The 16,858-nt window shown below is 56.9% G+C and carries 15 protein-coding genes; 7 read left to right on the top strand and 8 right to left on the bottom strand.

Features of this window, described 5'->3' with window-relative positions; genetic code table 11:
• Positions 1–343 precede the first annotated feature (343 nt).
• The 4 genes from KHA73_RS08405 to KHA73_RS08390 form a co-directional block, all read right to left on the bottom strand.
• Positions 344–736, bottom strand: coding sequence for a hypothetical protein (locus KHA73_RS08405; protein ID WP_234590261.1), 393 nt, complete (start codon positions 734–736; stop codon positions 344–346).
• 17 nt (positions 737–753) lie between these two features.
• Positions 754–1,770, bottom strand: a complete 1,017-nt coding sequence (locus KHA73_RS08400) for a hypothetical protein (protein ID WP_234590260.1) — start codon at positions 1,768–1,770, stop codon at positions 754–756.
• A 142-nt stretch (positions 1,771–1,912) separates the two neighbouring features.
• Positions 1,913–2,425: a serine protease inhibitor ecotin gene (gene eco / locus KHA73_RS08395; protein WP_234590258.1), complete on the bottom strand. Its 513-nt coding sequence runs from the start codon at positions 2,423–2,425 to the stop codon at positions 1,913–1,915.
• A 140-nt stretch (positions 2,426–2,565) separates the two neighbouring features.
• The gene (locus KHA73_RS08390) at positions 2,566–3,408 is read right to left on the bottom strand and encodes a 5'-methylthioadenosine/S-adenosylhomocysteine nucleosidase (RefSeq protein ID WP_234590256.1); all 843 of its coding nucleotides are present in this window, start codon (positions 3,406–3,408) and stop codon (positions 2,566–2,568) included.
• A gap of 145 nt (positions 3,409–3,553) precedes the next feature.
• Between KHA73_RS08390 and KHA73_RS08385 the strand changes: the two genes are divergently transcribed.
• Both KHA73_RS08385 and ybjG read left to right on the top strand, forming a co-directional pair.
• The gene (locus KHA73_RS08385) at positions 3,554–4,288 is read left to right on the top strand and encodes a phosphatase PAP2 family protein (protein WP_234590254.1); all 735 of its coding nucleotides are present in this window, start codon (positions 3,554–3,556) and stop codon (positions 4,286–4,288) included.
• A gap of 5 nt (positions 4,289–4,293) precedes the next feature.
• Positions 4,294–4,899 (top strand): undecaprenyl-diphosphate phosphatase, encoded by a 606-nt coding sequence (ybjG, locus tag KHA73_RS08380; RefSeq protein WP_234590252.1) that lies wholly within the window; start codon positions 4,294–4,296, stop codon positions 4,897–4,899.
• 37 nt (positions 4,900–4,936) lie between these two features.
• On the opposite strand, the gene KHA73_RS08375 is transcribed toward ybjG, so the two are convergent.
• Genes KHA73_RS08375 through rbsK form a run of 3 tightly spaced genes read right to left on the bottom strand, consistent with a single transcriptional unit; the run spans position 4,937 to position 8,224 of the window.
• Entirely contained in the window at positions 4,937–5,950 is a 1,014-nt protein-coding gene (locus tag KHA73_RS08375) for an aldose 1-epimerase family protein (protein WP_234590250.1), read from the bottom strand.
• Positions 5,947–7,293: an L-fucose:H+ symporter permease gene (gene fucP / locus KHA73_RS08370; RefSeq protein WP_234590248.1), complete on the bottom strand. Its 1,347-nt coding sequence runs from the start codon at positions 7,291–7,293 to the stop codon at positions 5,947–5,949. The genes KHA73_RS08375 and fucP overlap by 4 nt, the downstream gene beginning before the upstream one ends.
• Position 7,294: 1 nt before the next feature.
• Entirely contained in the window at positions 7,295–8,224 is a 930-nt protein-coding gene (rbsK, locus tag KHA73_RS08365) for a ribokinase (protein WP_234590247.1), read from the bottom strand.
• A 202-nt stretch (positions 8,225–8,426) separates the two neighbouring features.
• Between rbsK and deoC the strand changes: the two genes are divergently transcribed.
• The 4 genes from deoC (at position 8,427) to KHA73_RS08345 (ending at position 13,765) form a co-directional block, all read left to right on the top strand.
• The gene (gene deoC, locus KHA73_RS08360) at positions 8,427–9,107 is read left to right on the top strand and encodes a deoxyribose-phosphate aldolase (RefSeq protein WP_234590245.1); all 681 of its coding nucleotides are present in this window, start codon (positions 8,427–8,429) and stop codon (positions 9,105–9,107) included.
• 158 nt (positions 9,108–9,265) lie between these two features.
• The gene (gene deoR, locus KHA73_RS08355) at positions 9,266–10,030 is read left to right on the top strand and encodes a DNA-binding transcriptional repressor DeoR (protein ID WP_234590243.1); all 765 of its coding nucleotides are present in this window, start codon (positions 9,266–9,268) and stop codon (positions 10,028–10,030) included.
• 976 nt (positions 10,031–11,006) lie between these two features.
• Positions 11,007–12,305, top strand: coding sequence for an HAAAP family serine/threonine permease (locus KHA73_RS08350; RefSeq protein WP_234590242.1), 1,299 nt, complete (start codon positions 11,007–11,009; stop codon positions 12,303–12,305).
• A gap of 92 nt (positions 12,306–12,397) precedes the next feature.
• The gene (locus KHA73_RS08345; RefSeq protein WP_234590240.1) at positions 12,398–13,765 is read left to right on the top strand and encodes an L-serine ammonia-lyase; all 1,368 of its coding nucleotides are present in this window, start codon (positions 12,398–12,400) and stop codon (positions 13,763–13,765) included.
• A gap of 49 nt (positions 13,766–13,814) precedes the next feature.
• On the opposite strand, the gene KHA73_RS08340 is transcribed toward KHA73_RS08345, so the two are convergent.
• Entirely contained in the window at positions 13,815–15,020 is a 1,206-nt protein-coding gene (locus tag KHA73_RS08340) for a serine hydrolase (RefSeq protein WP_234590238.1), read from the bottom strand.
• Between the two features lie 466 nt (positions 15,021–15,486).
• On the opposite strand from KHA73_RS08340, the gene KHA73_RS08335 reads away from it, so the two are divergent.
• Complete coding sequence (locus tag KHA73_RS08335) at positions 15,487–16,854, top strand: pyridoxal-phosphate dependent enzyme (RefSeq protein WP_234590236.1); 1,368 nt, start codon at positions 15,487–15,489, stop codon at positions 16,852–16,854.
• The last annotated feature ends 4 nt before the right edge of the window (positions 16,855–16,858 follow it).

The raw sequence follows: 16,858 nt of genomic DNA, 5'->3' as shown, positions 1-16,858 counted from the left end.
GAATCGGCGGTAAAAATATTTTGATTTTTTTATCGCCGCAGAGAACTTTCGTTGCGGGGGGCAGTCTGAATTAGTGCCACTGCTTTTCTTTGATGTCCCCAATTTGTGGAGCCCGATAATCCCGCCTTTTAGGTTCAAGATTATCGGGTTTTTTGTTGAATAAATAGCTATATAACAAAAGCATACAGTTGGAGCATATGCCTAGTGGCGATGAAATGGCGGCAGACACAACGCTTAGCGCAACAAGTCATCATCACGACAAAATTAGCACCAAAATAATATAAATTGAAATTATTTCCTTTGCATGTAATTGGTTTTTTTACTATGTAAAAACAGCGGTAATTCAAATCCAAAAAGTCAGTATTATTAGCAGAAAAAATACGACCATTAAGCTGAGGTACAAAAAACTATACCTTTTCATCCATTTAATGTTTACCAACGATTGCCCACTAAAAAAAACATAAGCGTCTTCTGGTAAGTATTCTCCATGGGAAATTTTCACTTTCTTTTTTTCAATTACTTTCCTAAAAAACAACACCACCGGAAAGCTGCCAAAAAAACCGGCCTGAGACAAAAATTTATAATAGCTTGGCATAAACAATTTCGCCTCTAAATAGCTAGAGACAATATAATTGTAGTGATTTTTATGCCTAAAAAACATAACGACACACGTCAGAAAAAGAAAAATGAAAACGGCACCAAGGGCAACAAATATTCTCATTAAAAACAAATCCACCGGCTACTCCTTCGCTCTCAATTTAAAAACAGTGTGTTAACGCCATCACCAAACTTGGCCCCCACCTGTTCACCAGCTGCGCCGCCTAATAATCCCCCACCGAGAGATCCCACCAAACCGCAAGCAAACGCCGCCGCTCCACCGGTGGCTATACCCGCCACAACACAGATCCCTCCTACCAGCATTGCGCCCCCCGAACCTCCGAGAATCGCCCCTCCCGTGCTAAAACCAAACTTACTGTATTCCTTAACAGCAACTTTTGGGCAATCCATTTCTCGACCGGTAGTACAAGCGTTCATCACTTCGTTAGTTGCGTTTAAACCGGAGAAAGCGATTGCAATATATCCGCCACTTTTCATAAAGGTTGCAGCACGAGAAGCGCCGTCCAAATAAGTTGAATACCCCTTAATCGCCCCTACTCCTGCGGTAGACCATTCATGCACTATGGATTTACTGGATAGGTTAAGCGCATGGCGCATGTCTTCATAGTGTTTTAGTTTTAAAGTCTTTTGAGTTAATCGTGCCAGAATGGGCTTATTTACCATCCCCCTGAGCTCTGTAAACAATGCGGCACGTTCGGCATAAAATTGCTGGCTAATCAGACTGCCTTGGGAACGGTATTGACTCTGATAACTTTTTTCTATTTTTTGCAGCGTAGACTCTATCTGACGGAAGTATTTCTCACCAACATCACTTGCTGTCCCAAACAATTTGTCCCCTACAGATGTTAACGCCGCTATAGCGCCATAATTTTTTTGCATGAATCCCGCATCGTCTGTAGACATTGGCGCAATGGTACGATTCACGTTCTGCTTTGCCAGTCGCAACAAGCGCAACGTATTCGGAGTGAGAGCGTTTTCTGGGTCTGCAACCAATAGGATCTGCCCTGGCTTCAACCATGCACTGTCTGCATTCAGAGTCATGAAATATCTACTGGCATTGTTGCTACGCCCGTTGAATAACGTTTGAGCCTGAAAGGCCAAAGGGCCGGGTTGTTCTACGATGCAGTAACCGGGCGTGATAGATTTAGTCATCAAGATATCCTTTCTTTGATGCAACGCTGATGTTATGCAATAAAGCGCAGTGTGCCCGTAAACACCCAACCGTTGCAACCACAGGAAAGGATCAGAAAAGATTATTGTGAAGCCGGGCGATCCCCGGCTTCGTGGGGCAGGTTTACTTCTGTTCCGCCTGTTTGACGGTGTCTTCGGCTTTCCACACGCGGTACTTCACTTCCACGTCTTTCGGCACGTACACCACGATCGGCAGGCGGCTGTTGTAGCGCTGCATCGCGGCGTCGCCCAGGTTGGCGGCGACAAATTTCTGCTGTTTGGTGTTTTCCGGGCAGGCCATCATGGTGGACGCCGGTGCAGACAGTTTTTCCAGCACCAGGTAGTCATAACCCCAGCCGGACAACGTTTTGCTTTCCAGCGTGCCGCCCATCATATGGCGGTTGCAGTCCACTTCCAGCGTTTTGCCGATCAGCAGCTCAACCTGGAAGTTCTCTTCATGTTCCTGCTTCGGCAGGTAGATTACCTGGCGATTCATGCCTTTTTCAGCTTTCGGGTAAGGCGCGACCTTTTCCAGCGGCTGCTTGCTGATGTCGGCGTCTTCTGCAGAGGTGGCCGCAATGGCGCTGGCGGAAACGGCCATCAGCAGGCCGGAAAATACAACGGATGCCTTGTTCATGTTTTATCCCTACGATTTATCAAATAATCCGTCTATAAACTAATACACTACAGCTGGCGCCGCCACAGGTTTAATCTTCTTTACAATAGGCGATTATCAGTGACAATCGCCTGACATTTCCTGTTATTCAGAGCAATGCCTTAGTGAGCTGCAGTTTTGGCAATGTAGGCCTTCACCACCTGGTAGACATAGTCCTGGCACGCCAACCCGGTCTGTGGATCGTATTTGCCCTGATTGGTGATGTTGTTGGACAGCACGCGAATGCCGACAAACGGGATATTGAACGCCGCGGCGATCTGCGCAGCGGAAGCGGTCTCCATCTCTTCTACCGAAGTGTGGTAGCTATCGCGGAAATAGCGAATACGATCCAGCTCGCTGTTCCACACGTCTGCCGAACCGATTACCCCTTCCACCACCCGCCCCTGCTTATAGCTGTCCTTCACGCTTTCCGCAATCGCCAGCAGTTGCCCGCTCGCCGGGAATTGGCGGATGCTGTGGGCGTTCTTGTCCTCGCCGGCGCTGCCTTTCGAGGCCAGCAGATCCATCGGCCGCCACTGGCGCGAATCGCTGCCCTCGCCCTGCGCCTTGTTCGGCGTTTTAAACGCGCCCAAATTGACCGAGTATTTGCCCAGCACGATGTCATATACCTTCAGCGCAGGATCGTGGCCGCCGGCGGTGCCCTGGTTGATGATCGCCACCGGGTGGAACTGCGTAGCGGCAATCGCCGTAGCCGCCGCCGCGTTAGACATGCCCTTCAGGGTTTCGGAAACCACCACCGGATAGCCGTCGACGGTGCCATGCCAAAAGCGCCAGCCGCCAATCTGCTCTTCACGCGGGTTTTCCAGCCGCTGGGCGAAACGCTCCGCCTCCACCGGCATCGCCCCCTGCACCACAATCGGCCCCGCAGGCTGTTGCCCATAGCCCAATGGCGAAAAGGCGGCGCCCGCAGCGGCCAGCAGCAAAACGATCGTTTTATTCTTCATCACCGCATCATCCCAATAAAAAGCAAACGTTTACCTTAGCTGAAAGCGACGGTTGCGGATATGACTTTTTCCCAGGGGAGATTAAGGTTTTCTTAAGGCGGAATGATTACAGTAGCCGGATACCCTTCAGCTACCGAGCCTGCACGTGAATTCAAAAGCTTCATTAAATCAATCCTCAACGGCCCCCCACATTCAGACGACTGCTATTTACTCCCTGCCGACATCCTTTTACCGTTGGCAGGCTTTTGGCCTGTTGGTCAGCGGGTTGCTGTTTCTCTGGCTGTCGCGCAACGAGCAGTTGGACTGGGCCATCAGTAATTACTGGTTCGACCCGGCCAGCGGGCATTTTCCCTGGCAGAACAATTATTGGCTGGATCTGATCAACCATCGCCTGCTGAAGCTGCTGGTGATTGCCGGCGCGGTGCTGGCGTTGCTGTGGGGTATTTATCGCCGCAGCCCGCGGCTGATCGTCAGCATGTTGCTGATCGGCATTGGCCCCCTGGTGGTCGGCGTGCTTAAAGCCACCAGCGCGCATTCGTGCCCCTGGGATCTGATCGAGTACGGCGGCAAAGCGATGTCTTATCCGCTGTTAGGCGCAGCGCCGGCGTTCTCCGGCCCGGGACGTTGTTTCCCCGGCGGCCACGCCTCCAGCGGCTTTGCGGTGATGGCGCTGTTTTTCCTGTTCTATCCGCAGCGCCCGCGCCTGGCCTACTGGTGCTGGTTCGGCGGCATCGCGCTCGGCATGCTGATGGGCTTTGGCCAGGTCATGCGCGGCGCACATTTTCTTACCCATAACCTGTGGGCGGGTTGGTGGGTTTGGCTCAGCCAATTGGCTATTTATTGGACGGTTAGCGGCTATTACCGCCGTCAGACGAGGTAAAAGTTATGGAGCAGTTGAATCACGTTCTTTTCGCCTGGATCAATGCGACCCCGGCGTCCCCCGAGTGGCTTATCGACTTCGCCACCTTCCTGGCGCGCGATCTGATCGCCATAGTCCCCTTGCTGATCGTCGGCCTATGGCTGTGGGGGCCGCAAAGCCAGCTGGTTTCACAGCGTGAAGTGGTCGCCAAGACGACAATCGCGCTGCTGTTCGCCATGCTCACCGCCTCGACTATCGGCATGCTGCTGCCGCACGAACGGCCGTTCGTCGCCGGCGTCGGTTATACCTTCCTCGCCCACGCGCCAGACAGCTCTTTCCCCAGCGATCACGGCACCGCCATCTTTACCTTTGCGCTGGCGTTCGTATTCTGGCACCGCGTATGGTCCGGCGTGCTGCTGATGATCGTCGCCGCCGGCATCGCCTGGTCACGCGTTTATCTCGGCGTGCACTGGCCGCTGGACATGGTCGGCGGCTTCCTGCTCGGCCTGGTCGGCTGCCTGTTCGCCCAACTGGTGTGGAACCTGTTTGGCGACATCATCGCCGATCGCCTGGCGCGCCTGTACCGCTTCGTCTTTGCCTTCGCGATCCGCAAAGGTTGGGTAAAAGAATAACCGCACAATATGACAGGGGCGTTACCGCCCCTGCTTATCACACCACGCCCGTGGTGACGCAAAACTCCCGCGTTTCCCCCGCTTCCAGCATCAGCAAGGTGCCCGCCCGTTTCGCCGCCAGATAGCCTTCAGGTCTGCAGGTCGCCGGCAAAATAAACGCCGCCACTTTTTGATCGCCGTTGTGCAATATCCAGCGCGTGCCGTAGTTGAACTGCGCGGTGGAAAAACGCGTCACAAAACGGTGGCCCTGCGGCGCCAGCATAAAGAACTCCGCCTGGTCGACATACTGCGACAGCTCGTCGGCGAAAAACACGATCTCCGGATCGTAATGCTGCGGTTCGTTCAGTTCGCACAGGCCGTGGCCGCGCTGCGCCAGCTTTTGCGTATAGGCCAGCCACTGCGGCGTCGGCTGCACGTGGGCCGGCACGCTTTCCCGCAGTTGCAGCGCCGATCCCGGCAGGTTCTGCCGGAAGGTGGCGCCCGGTACGTAGGCGTAGTTCATATGGCACATGTACTGCAGCGGCATGGCCACGCTGGCCAGGTTGGTTACCTGCATCTCGATGTTGAACTGCGCGCTGCCAGCCGTCAGCCGCACCCGCGGCTGCGCCAGATAATGGTCGCCAAAGCCTTTCACATATTCCACGCTGCCGCCGATTGCCAGCGTATCGCCGTTCACCTCCAGCCAGATGCGATCCATCGCCGCACAGGGCATTTCGCCGTGCAGCGGATGATCGTCCTCCGGCGCCGGGCACCCGTTGCGCCGCAGCCCGGAATGGAAAGCGAAGCAGCCGTAGCTGTCGATGATGCTTTCGCCCTGGCGCGGCTGAGTGAACATGTTCTCCATCTTCAGTTGATGGCCGTCGAACTCGGCGTCCCACACCATCTGGCCGTAATACGGCAGCACCGTCAGATAACCCCGGCTATTGGCCAGTTTCAGCGCGGCGATGCCGCTGTCGTAACGGAATGCGGTGACGCAAAACTCGGCGCACCGATACAGCTCGCGCGGCTGTGCGCCGAACTGCTCAGGGATTAGGTTGATTATCGCTGTCATCGCCATTCCCCTGCCGTTTCGCGTTCGGCCGGCGTCTGCCGCGCATCGCGCCGTTTATGCCGCAGCTCGCCCCAGAAATAGAACCCCACGTAGGCGAAGCACAGCAACGACACGCCGAACGCCCGCTGCATGGAGCCCAGGTGATCGGACACGTAGCCCTGCAACGCCGGCACGAAGGCCGCGCCGACGATCGACATCACGATGATCGCCCCGGCCACCTCGGTGTATTTGTTGTCTACCGTATCCAGCGTGCCGGCGTAGATGGTGGCCCAGCACGGCCCGAACAACACGCTGACGAACACCGCGGCGTAGACGGCGGTAAAGCTCGGCACCAGCATCACATAGGCCAACGTCAGTACGCCAAGCGCCGCATAGGCGATCAGCACCTTTTCCGCCCGGAAGCGCGTCATCAGGAAGTTGGCGACAAACTTGCCGATAAAGAAGCAGATAAAGCTGTAGATCATAAAGTTAGAAGCGTCGCGTTCGTTGGAAGCGCCCAAATTCAACGCCAGGCGGATGGTGAACGACCACACCGCCACCTGCATGCCGACATACAAGAACTGCGCGGCAATGCCCTTGCGAAAGCGCGCGTTGCCGGCCAGGTACTTCAGCGTTTCTCCCAACGCAGGCCCGGCGGCCTGTTCACCGCGCTCGTTCTGCGGTTTGCAGCGCGGGTAACGGGTCATCAGGAACAGCAGCATCACCACCAGCAGCACGATGATCAGATATTTATACGGCTCCAGCGTATGCTCCAGCATCGTCAAGCGAAACTGGTGGATCTGCTCCGGCGTCATGCCCGCCATCTGCGTTTGCAGGCTGTCGCCTTCCTGGAACACCAAATACTTGCCCAGCACAATCCCCATCAGCGCGCCGACCGGATAGAAAGTCTGGCTGACGTTAAGCCGCAGCGTGGCGTAATCACGGTGGCCAATCATCGAACTGTAGGTGTTGGCGGCGGTTTCCAGGAAGCTCAGGCCGATGGCGATGGCGAAGATCGCCGCCAGGAACATGGTGTAGGTCGCCATGTGCGAGGCCGGGTAGAACAGCATGCAGCCGACGATATACAGCGTCAGGCCGATCAGGATCGCCGCCTTGTAGCTGCTTTTTTTGATCACCAGCGAAGCCGGAATGGCAATCAGGAAATAGCCGCCGTAAAACGCGCTCTGCACCAGCGCGCTGGCGAAATCGCTCAGTTCGAACACGCTCTTGAACTGGGTGATCAGGATATCATTGAGGCTGGCGGCGCAGCCCCACAGCGGGAACAGACAGGAAAGCAAAATGAACTGGAACAACGGCGTTCTGTCGAGATAGCCGTCTGGCTGCTGAACGATATTAGCGCGCATGTTATTTTCCTTGCCGCGTAGCGGTTATAAAATCAAAGAATTGCGATGCATCGGGATAAGAACGTTGGGTGCCTTTGCCGGTAACGCTGTAGGCGGCATAGGCCGAAGCCTGGCGCATCGCCTGCGGCACATCGCCGTGGCGCACGTATTCGTGGGCGAAACAGCCGATAAAGGCATCCCCGGCGCCGCTGGTGTCCAGCGCCTTTACCTGCAGCGGCGCAACATGTTCTACCCGATCGCCGGTCATCCACAGCGCGCCGCGCTGGCCAAGGGTGATGATCAGATTGCGCAACCCCTTCGCCAACAGCGTGCGGCCGGCGCGCAGGATATTTTCTTCGCTGTCCACCGGCATACCGGTCAGGATCTCCAGCTCGGTTTCGTTCGGCATAAAGAAGTCGCACTGGCAGGCATAGGCGATATCCAGATCGCGCGACGCCGGCGCCGGGTTAAGGATCACCGCAATGCGATGCCGGCGGGCGAAGTCGATTGCCGCATACACCGTCTCCAGCGGGATCTCGAGCTGCAGGATCATCAGCCGGCACGCTTGCAGCGCCGGGGCCGCACGTTCAATATCCGCCGGCAGCAGGTGGTTGTTGGCGCCCTTGACGATCAGGATGCGGTTTTGCGAGGCGCTATCGACGAAGATCGGCGCTACGCCGCTGGAGACGCCCGTCACCTTTTTCACATAGCGGGTATCCACGCCGGCCTGTTGCAGGTTGCGCAGGGTGTTATCGGCGAACAGATCGTCGCCCACGCATGTCACCATCATTACACTGGCGCCAAGTTTGGCAGCGGCCACCGCCTGATTGGCGCCCTTGCCGCCGCAGCCGATTTCAAACTCCGGCGCCTCCAACGTTTCCCCGGCGTTCGGCATCCGGTCAGTGTAGGTAATCAGATCCACCATGTTCGAACCAATCACTGCGATATCCATCCTGCTGTCCCCTGTGGTCTTTTTGAGCATTCAATGTTAGTTAAATAACATTATCAATCGACTTATGTGATAGCTGTGACATCGATCCCAACAATGATTTAGCTGTTGCACGGTAAAACAAGCTAGGTTTGCGGCGTGAGTAATGTTACTATTCTCACATTACTCACATCCTGCTTTGTCTATACCTCACTAAGGAATCGAGATGACTACTGAAAACATTGATTACGCAAGCTACGTCGATCACACCCTGCTGGCGATGGACGCCACCGAAACGCAAATCGCCAAGCTGTGTGAAGAAGCGCAGCAGCACAACTTCTATGCCGTATGCGTCAACTCCGGCTATGTGCCTTTGGCGGCGCACCTGCTGCAGGAAAGCGCGGTGAAAGTGTGTTCGGTGATCGGTTTCCCGCTGGGCGCAGGCCTGACCGTCGCCAAAGCCTTTGAAGCCAAGGCGGCAATCGCCGCAGGCGCGCAGGAAATCGATATGGTGATCAACGTCGGCTGGCTGAAAAGCGGCCTGCTGGACGAAGTAAAAGCCGACATCGCCGCAGTGCGTGAGGTTTGCGCGGCGATCCCGTTGAAGGTAATATTGGAAACCTGCCTGCTCAGCGATGCGCAGATCGTTCAGGTTTGTGAAATGTGTCGCGAGCTCGATGTGGCCTTCGTTAAAACTTCCACCGGCTTCAGCACCGGCGGCGCGCGGGAAGAGCACGTCAAACTGATGCGCGCCACCGTGGGCGGCGAGATGGGCGTGAAAGCTTCCGGCGCCGTGCGCGATCGCGCAACCGCCGAGAAGATGATCAAAGCAGGCGCCACGCGTATCGGCACCAGCTCAGGCGTGGCCATCGTTTCCGGCGAGCAAGCGGCGGCAGGCAGTTACTGATAGCCTGAAGCGCGCCGGTAGCCGGCGCGCCGAGATAATCTGATGCGGGACAATACGGGCGGCGCAGGCTGCCCGATATTGCCCCGCATCGTTGCATATAGCCCCGAACAACGGCAGCACGCACTCTTTTATCTCTTAAACCTGTGGGAAGCGGACAGATGGAAACGCGGCGCGAAGAACGTATCAACCGGTTAGTGCAGGCGTTAAAACGCGCCGACAAGATCCACCTCAAGGAAGCCGCCGTGCTGCTGGGCGTGTCGGAGATGACCATCCGCCGCGATCTCAGCGCAGAACCGGCGGCCGTTGTGTTGCTCGGCGGCTATGTGGTGACCGACCCGCGCAGCAACGGCGTGACCAACTATTTTGTCTCCGACCAAAAAGCCAAGCAGGTCACGGAAAAACGCCGCATCGGCCTGCTGGCCGCCCCGTTAATCAATGAAAACGACACAGTGTTTTTCGACTGCGGCACCACCACCCCGGCGATCATCGACGCCATCGCCGACGAACTGTCCTTTACCGCGGTCTGCCACTCGCTGAACACCTTTCTGGCGCTGCAGGACAAACCCAACTGCAAGGTCATCCTGTGCGGCGGGGAATTCAAGCCGAACAACTATATCTTTACCGGCGTCGGCCAGCACAACGAGCTGGATCACATCTGCCCGAACATCGCCTTTATCTCCGCCGCCGGCCTCAGCCTCCAGCACGGCGCCACCTGCTTTAACTTCGACGAGCTGGAGATGAAGCACCGCGCGATGGCGATGGCGCAGCAAAAGATCCTGGTGGCCGATCACAGCAAGTTCGGCAAAACCAAGCCGGCCTGCATCGGCCCCCTGGCCCAGTTCGACCGGGTGATCACCGATCGCCAACCGGATGCCGAATTCGCCGATTTTTTCAGCGAAAACGCCATCGCCATCCGTTTCTAACCTTCCGCCGCCGTCGGCGTTCGGCGGCGATGCCCCCATCTTTTCTCCCGCAGGCCCCGGCAATATTGTGCAAATAATGCGCAATCAGTTGGCCAATTTCGCTTCTCCCTATGCAACATCAGGTTAATAGAATGCAACAGCTCACCCGGGTTATTATTTGCACAGCAGCTAAACCGCCGTCTATTTGCGTGAATTAAGCACAACGGCAGGCTTTTTATATGGCAAACAGGCATGACGTCCCCCCATTGAATATCAACAGCCGTTTAACCTGCATGCAGCAAATATCGCCAAATAGCCCTATTTATATGATGAATGATTAAGCATTTTTATCCGGTTAATCACGAATTAGTTTACCTGAGTTATTAAGCGTGATTTTTAGTAAATACATTTAAAAACAATAAGATGAATTCAGTTTTACTTAAAATTACAATGTGATCTACATCACTAAACCTGCTTAATCCGGGTTTTTAGCTAGATCCAAAACCACGCATAAAATATATTGCTCGGCTTGTTGTCGAGTGCAGCGTTTTGTCTGGTTAATTATTGAACGCACCGGATAAACCATACCCTTTCACTGAGGGCGGTTTCAGCACAAAATCTCACACAAATGCGCAACATATGCGCGAAAAATCGATTAAAAAGCAGGTAACTGCACATATCGCGCATTTGAGAGCAGGATCACGGTTGTTTCTACTGTAAATCGTTATCTTGCCGCCAACAAAAATCGACGGGCGAAGACCCTTCGGCAGCATTGACGGTTTTATCGCCAACGGGCGCAGACGTCTTTTTAGTGAATTACCCGGCGCGGCGCCAAGGGTAATAAACACAAACAAACCAGGGGGACGCCAACCATCCCCGCAAGCAACACCTGATTTTTACCGCCGAACGTCATTTGAATTGCGTTAGACGGTTTAACCTTAAGTTTTTGCCTTTAATTTTATAATTTTAAATTAACGTGTTCACTTCGGAGATCTTTATGGACACTACACAGACCGGCACCATTGCCTCTGCGGCTTCTGGCTCCACCAGCACCTGGCGTAAAACGGACACCATGTGGATGTTGGGCCTGTACGGCACCGCCATCGGCGCAGGCGTACTGTTCCTGCCAATCAACGCCGGCATCGGCGGTTTGATCCCCCTGATCATCATGGCGATCATCGCCTTCCCGATGACCTTCTTCGCCCACCGCGGCCTGTGCCGTTTCGTTCTGTCCGGCAAAAACCCCGGTGAAGACATCACCGAAGTGGTAGAAGAGCATTTCGGCATCAGCGCCGGCAAACTGATTACCCTGCTGTACTTCTTCGCCATCTACCCGATTTTGCTGGTGTACAGCGTGGCGATCACCAATACCGTCGACAGTTTCATCACCCACCAGTTGGGCATGGCTTCACCGCCGCGCGCCATCCTGTCGCTGATCCTGATCGTCGGCCTGATGACCATCGTGCGCTTCGGTGAGCAAGCCATCGTGAAAACCATGAGCATCCTGGTATTCCCGTTTGTCGCCGTGCTGATGCTGCTGGCCCTGTACCTGATCCCTAACTGGACCGGCGCCATCTTCGAAAACGTCTCCCTGTCAGGTTCCGGCACCGGCATGGGCCATGGCCTGATCATGACCCTGTGGCTGGCGATCCCGGTAATGGTGTTCTCCTTCAACCACTCGCCGATCATCTCCGCCTTCGCCGTCGCCAAGCGTGAGGAATACGGCCCGGACGCCGAGAAGAAATGTTCACGCATCCTGGGTTACGCGCACATCATGATGGTGTTGACCGTGATGTTCTTCGTGTTCAGCTGCGTGCTGAGCCTGTCGCCGGAAAACCTGGCGGAAGCCAAGGCGCAGAACATCTCGATCCTGTCTTACCTGGCTAACCACTTTAACAACCCGATGATCGAGTACATCGCGCCGGTTATCGCCTTCGTCGCCATCACCAAATCCTTCCTGGGTCACTACCTGGGCGCCCGTGAAGGCTTCAATGGCCTGGTGGCCAAATCGATGAAGAGCCGCGGCAAAACCGTCAGCACCGCCAAGCTGAACCGCATGACCGCCATCTTCATGCTGGTGACCACCTGGATCGTCGCCACCCTGAACCCAAGCATTCTGGGCATGATCGAAACCCTGGGCGGCCCAATCATCGCCATGCTGCTGTTCCTGATGCCGATGTACGCCATCCGTAAAGTGCCCGCCATGCGCAAGTACAGCGGCCACATCAGCAACGTATTCGTGGTAGTGATGGGCCTGATCGCCATCTCCGCTATCGTGTTCAGCCTGATCGGCTAATCGCGCCCGGCCGGCGCCCCCGTGCGCCGGCCCTCCTGCACGCCCCCATTTCCCGTATTTACCGCCTGACACCTGAAGAAGGAGGCGAGACCATGGTCAGCGTTTTCGATATTTTCAAAATTGGCATCGGCCCATCCAGTTCCCACACCGTCGGCCCGATGAAAGCCGGCAAAGAGTTCGTCGACGATTTGATTGCCCACCAACAGCTGATGGACACCACCCGCGTGGTGGTAGACGTCTACGGCTCCCTGTCGCTGACCGGCAAGGGCCACCACACCGACATCGCCATCATCATGGGCCTGGCGGGCAACCTGCCGCATGACGTGGACATCGACAGCATCCCGGAATTTATCCGCGACGTTGAACAGCGCGGCCGCCTGTGGCTCGCCAACGGCAGCCACGAGGTGGATTTCCCGCCGCAGGGCGGCATGAACTTCCACAACGGCAACCTGCCGCTGCATGAAAACGGCATGCGCATCCGCGCCTTCGCCGGCGAACGCCTGCTGCACAGCAAGACTTATTACTCGATCGGCGGCGGTTTTATCGTCGACGAAGAGCATTTCGGCCAGTCCGCCGGCAATGCGACGCCGGTGCCCTACCCGTTCAGCTCCGCCCATGACCTGCAGCAGCACTGCAAGGACACCGGCCTGTCGCTGTCCGGGCTGGTGATGCAAAACGAGCTGGCGCTGCGCGGCAAGGCCGAGATAGACGCCCACTTCGCCGACGTCTGGCAGGTGATGCGCGCCGGTATCGAACGCGGCATGAATACCGAGGGCCTGCTGCCCGGCCCGATGAAGGTACAGCGCCGCGCCGCGGCCCTGCGCCGCATTCTGGTGACCGGCGACAAGAACAATATCGATCCGATGAACGTGGTCGACTGGATCAACATGTTCGCCTTGGCGGTCAACGAAGAGAACGCCGCCGGCGGCCGCGTGGTGACCGCCCCCACCAACGGCGCCTGCGGCATCATCCCGGCGGTGCTGGCCTACTACGATCAGTTTATCCGCCCGGTTAACCCCAACTCCTATCGCCGTTATTTCCTGGTGTCCGGCGTGATTGGGGCACTGTACAAAATGAACGCCTCCATTTCCGGCGCCGAAGTGGGCTGCCAGGGGGAAGTGGGCGTCGCCTGTTCGATGGCGGCCGCCGGCTTGGCGGAGCTGATGGGCGGCAGCCCGGCGCAGGTGTGCATCGCGGCGGAGATCGCCATGGAGCACCACCTGGGGCTGACCTGCGATCCGCTGGCCGGCCAGGTTCAGGTGCCCTGCATCGAACGCAACGCGATTTCCGCCGTCAAGGCGGTCAATGCCGCACGCATGGCCCTGCGCCGCACCAGCGAGCCGCGGGTGTGCCTGGATAAGGTCATAGAGACCATGTACGAGACCGGCAAGGACATGAACGCCAAATACCGCGAGACCTCGCAGGGCGGGCTGGCCATCAAGGTGGTGGCCTGCAACTGACAAAAAGGGCGCCGCAGGGCGCCCTTTTCATTCTGCATTAACCAAGAGGTTAACCGAAGATCCCGCCGAACCACTGGGTCAGCTTCATCATCACCATATCCCAGATGCGGCTGAAGAAGTTGCCCTCTTTCACCTCCTGCATCACCACCAGCGGGTGCTGTTCGATGGTTTTGCCATCCAGCTGGAAGTCGATGGTGCCAACCACCTGATTCTTGGCCAACGGCGCCTCCAGCGTCGGCTGGTTCAGCTTGTAGCTGGCCTTCAGGTTTTTCATCTGCCCTTTCGGAATGGTGACCGAGGCGTCTTTGGCTACGCCCAGCGGCACTTCGCCGACGTCGCCGAACCACACCTTCTGGGTGACGAACGGCTTGTCGGCCTTGATTGGCGTGGCGGTTTCATAGAAACGGAAGCCCCAGGTCAGCAGCTTTTCGCTTTCGCTAAAGCGGATGCGGTCGCTCGGCGCGCCCAGCACCACCGAAATCAGGCGCATCGTGCCTTCGGTGCCCGAGGCCACCAGGTTGTGCCCGGCGCCGCTGGTATAGCCGGTTTTGATGCCGTCGACGTTGAGGTTCGAGCTCCACAGCAGGCGGTTGCGGTTCACCTGGCGGATCTTGTTGAAGGTAAACTCTTTCTCTTTATGCAGCGCGTATTCGTCCGGCACGTCGCGGATCAGCGCCTGGCTCAGCAGCGCCATGTCGCGCGCGGTGCTGTACTGCCCCTCAGCATCCAGGCCGTGCACCGTCAGGAAATGCGTATTTTGCAGGCCCAGCGACTTGGCGTAGTTGTTCATCAGCCCGACGAACGAATCCTGGCTGCCCGCCACGTAATCCGCCAACGCGATGCTGGCGTCGTTGCCCGACTGGATCACGATGCCCTTATTCAGCTCCAATACCGGCACCTGATCGCCCGGCTTGATAAACATCAGCGAGGAACCGCGCAGCGCCGGGTTGCCGGGCGCCCAGGCGTCTTTGCCGACGGTCACCAGGTCTTCCGGCTTGATCTTGCCGGCCTTGATTGCCTGGCCGACCACGTAGCTGGACATGATCTTGGTCAGGCTGGCGGGATCGAGACGGGTGTCCGCATTGCCTTCGGTCAGAATTTTACCGCTGTTGTAGTCCATCAGCACATAAGCTTTGGCGTCTACCTGCGGCGGCGCCGGCGGCTCTGCCGCCCGCACGCCGGGTGCGGCCAGCAACAGGATGCCAACGCTGAAAGTCAGTTTTTTAAAGGAGGTGGATAAGTTTTTTTTCATCATGACGTCGCCAGAGTGTCCATTCAAATCATTGAAATAGCGTTAACTTTCAAACATGTTCACGTTTTCAGCCAACCAGCGAGAGTGGCCCGGTGCGCGTCCGCCAACCGCGAATTCCCTGCGGCGCCCGTAACGGGTGAGCAACGCACCGAAAATGCCCTTGCTGTGAGTTTATGTGATTTATCTTATTTTTGCAGGGTTTAGCGTGAATTTTCAGCATTTTTACATAACTGTACGCTGGCTCGCCGATCTCGATTAAAAAATCGCCTCAACGGCGCTTTCTCATACCAGCCACGGCTAAACGGCTGAACATCTACACCGCCACACTTCTGCGCTTCTATACGTCCAAATAAGACTAATATATTCCAAAAATGCATATGAAGCGGTTATTTGTTCTTTTTAACGCGCTTATTTACAGCGCTATCATCTATATAACGGTTTTTAAACCGAATAATCCTGGAGATGAGTCATGGCAATACCCCATTCCGTCATCGATATGATCGGCAACACCCCGATGCTGGAGCTGACGCAGTTCGACACTGGCCCCTGCCGCCTGTTCGTCAAGCTGGAAAACCAAAACCCCGGCGGGTCGATCAAGGATCGCGTAGCGCTGTCGATGATCGAGCAGGCGGAGCGCGACGGCCGGCTGCAGCCGGGCGGCACCATTATTGAAGCCACCGCCGGCAATACCGGCCTGGGGCTGGCGCTGGTGGCGGCGCTGAAAGGCTATAAGCTGCTGCTGGTGGTGCCGGACAAAATGAGCCGGGAGAAGATTTTCCACCTGCGCGCGCTGGGCGTCGACGTGTTGCTGACCCGTTCGGACGTCGGCAAAGGCCATCCGGCCTATTATCAGGACTACGCCAAACGCCTGGCGGGCGAGATCCCCGGCGCTTTCTATATCGATCAGTTCAATAACCCGGCCAACCCGGCGGCCCATACTCACACCACCGCCCCCGAGCTGTGGCGACAGATGGACCATCAGGTGGACGCCATCGTCGTCGGCGTCGGCTCCGGCGGCACGCTCGGCGGCCTGAGCCGCTATTTCGCCGAGGTTTCCCCGCAGACCGAGTTCGTGCTGGCCGATCCGGCCGGTTCCATCCTGGCGGACTACCTGGACAACGGCCAGATTGGCGAGGCCGGCAGCTGGTTGGTGGAAGGCATCGGTGAGGACTTCGTCCCGCCGCTGAGCGATTTCAACCAGGTGCATAACGCTTACCGCATCGGCGACGCAGAAGCCTTCACCACCGCACGCGACCTGCTGCGCAAAGAAGGCGTCTTGGCGGGCTCTTCCACCGGCACCCTGCTGGCCGCCGCGCTGCGCTATTGCCGCGCGCAGACCGAACCCAAGCGGGTGGTGACCTTCGTCTGCGACAGCGGCAACAAATATCTGTCTAAAATGTATAACGACCACTGGATGCTGGAGCAGGGCCTGCTGAGCAAGCCGCAGCATGGCGATCTGCGCGATCTGATCGCCTACCGCCACGACGAAGGCGCCGCGGTATCCGTCTCGCCGGAAGACACGCTGGCGATCGTCCACGCTCGCATGCGGCTGTACGACATCTCACAGCTGCCGGTGCTGGAAGGCGATCGCGTGGTCGGCTTGATAGACGAGTGGGACCTGCTGAACGCCGTGCAGGCGGACGCCTCCCACTTCAGCCTGCCGGCCAGCAGCGCCATGACCCAGCAGGTCGACACGCTGCAAAAAGAGGCCGGCTATCAGGATCTGCAGGCCACCTTCAACCACGGCCATGTCGCGGTGGTGCTCGACGGCGAGCGCTTCCTCGGCCTGATCACCCGCACAGACGTGCTTAACGCCTGGCGCCAAAAATTACGTTAATAAG

The organism is Serratia entomophila, assembly GCF_021462285.1.
Taxonomy (GTDB): domain Bacteria; phylum Pseudomonadota; class Gammaproteobacteria; order Enterobacterales; family Enterobacteriaceae; genus Serratia; species Serratia entomophila.
This window is presented reverse-complemented; position numbering and strand designations above follow the sequence as displayed.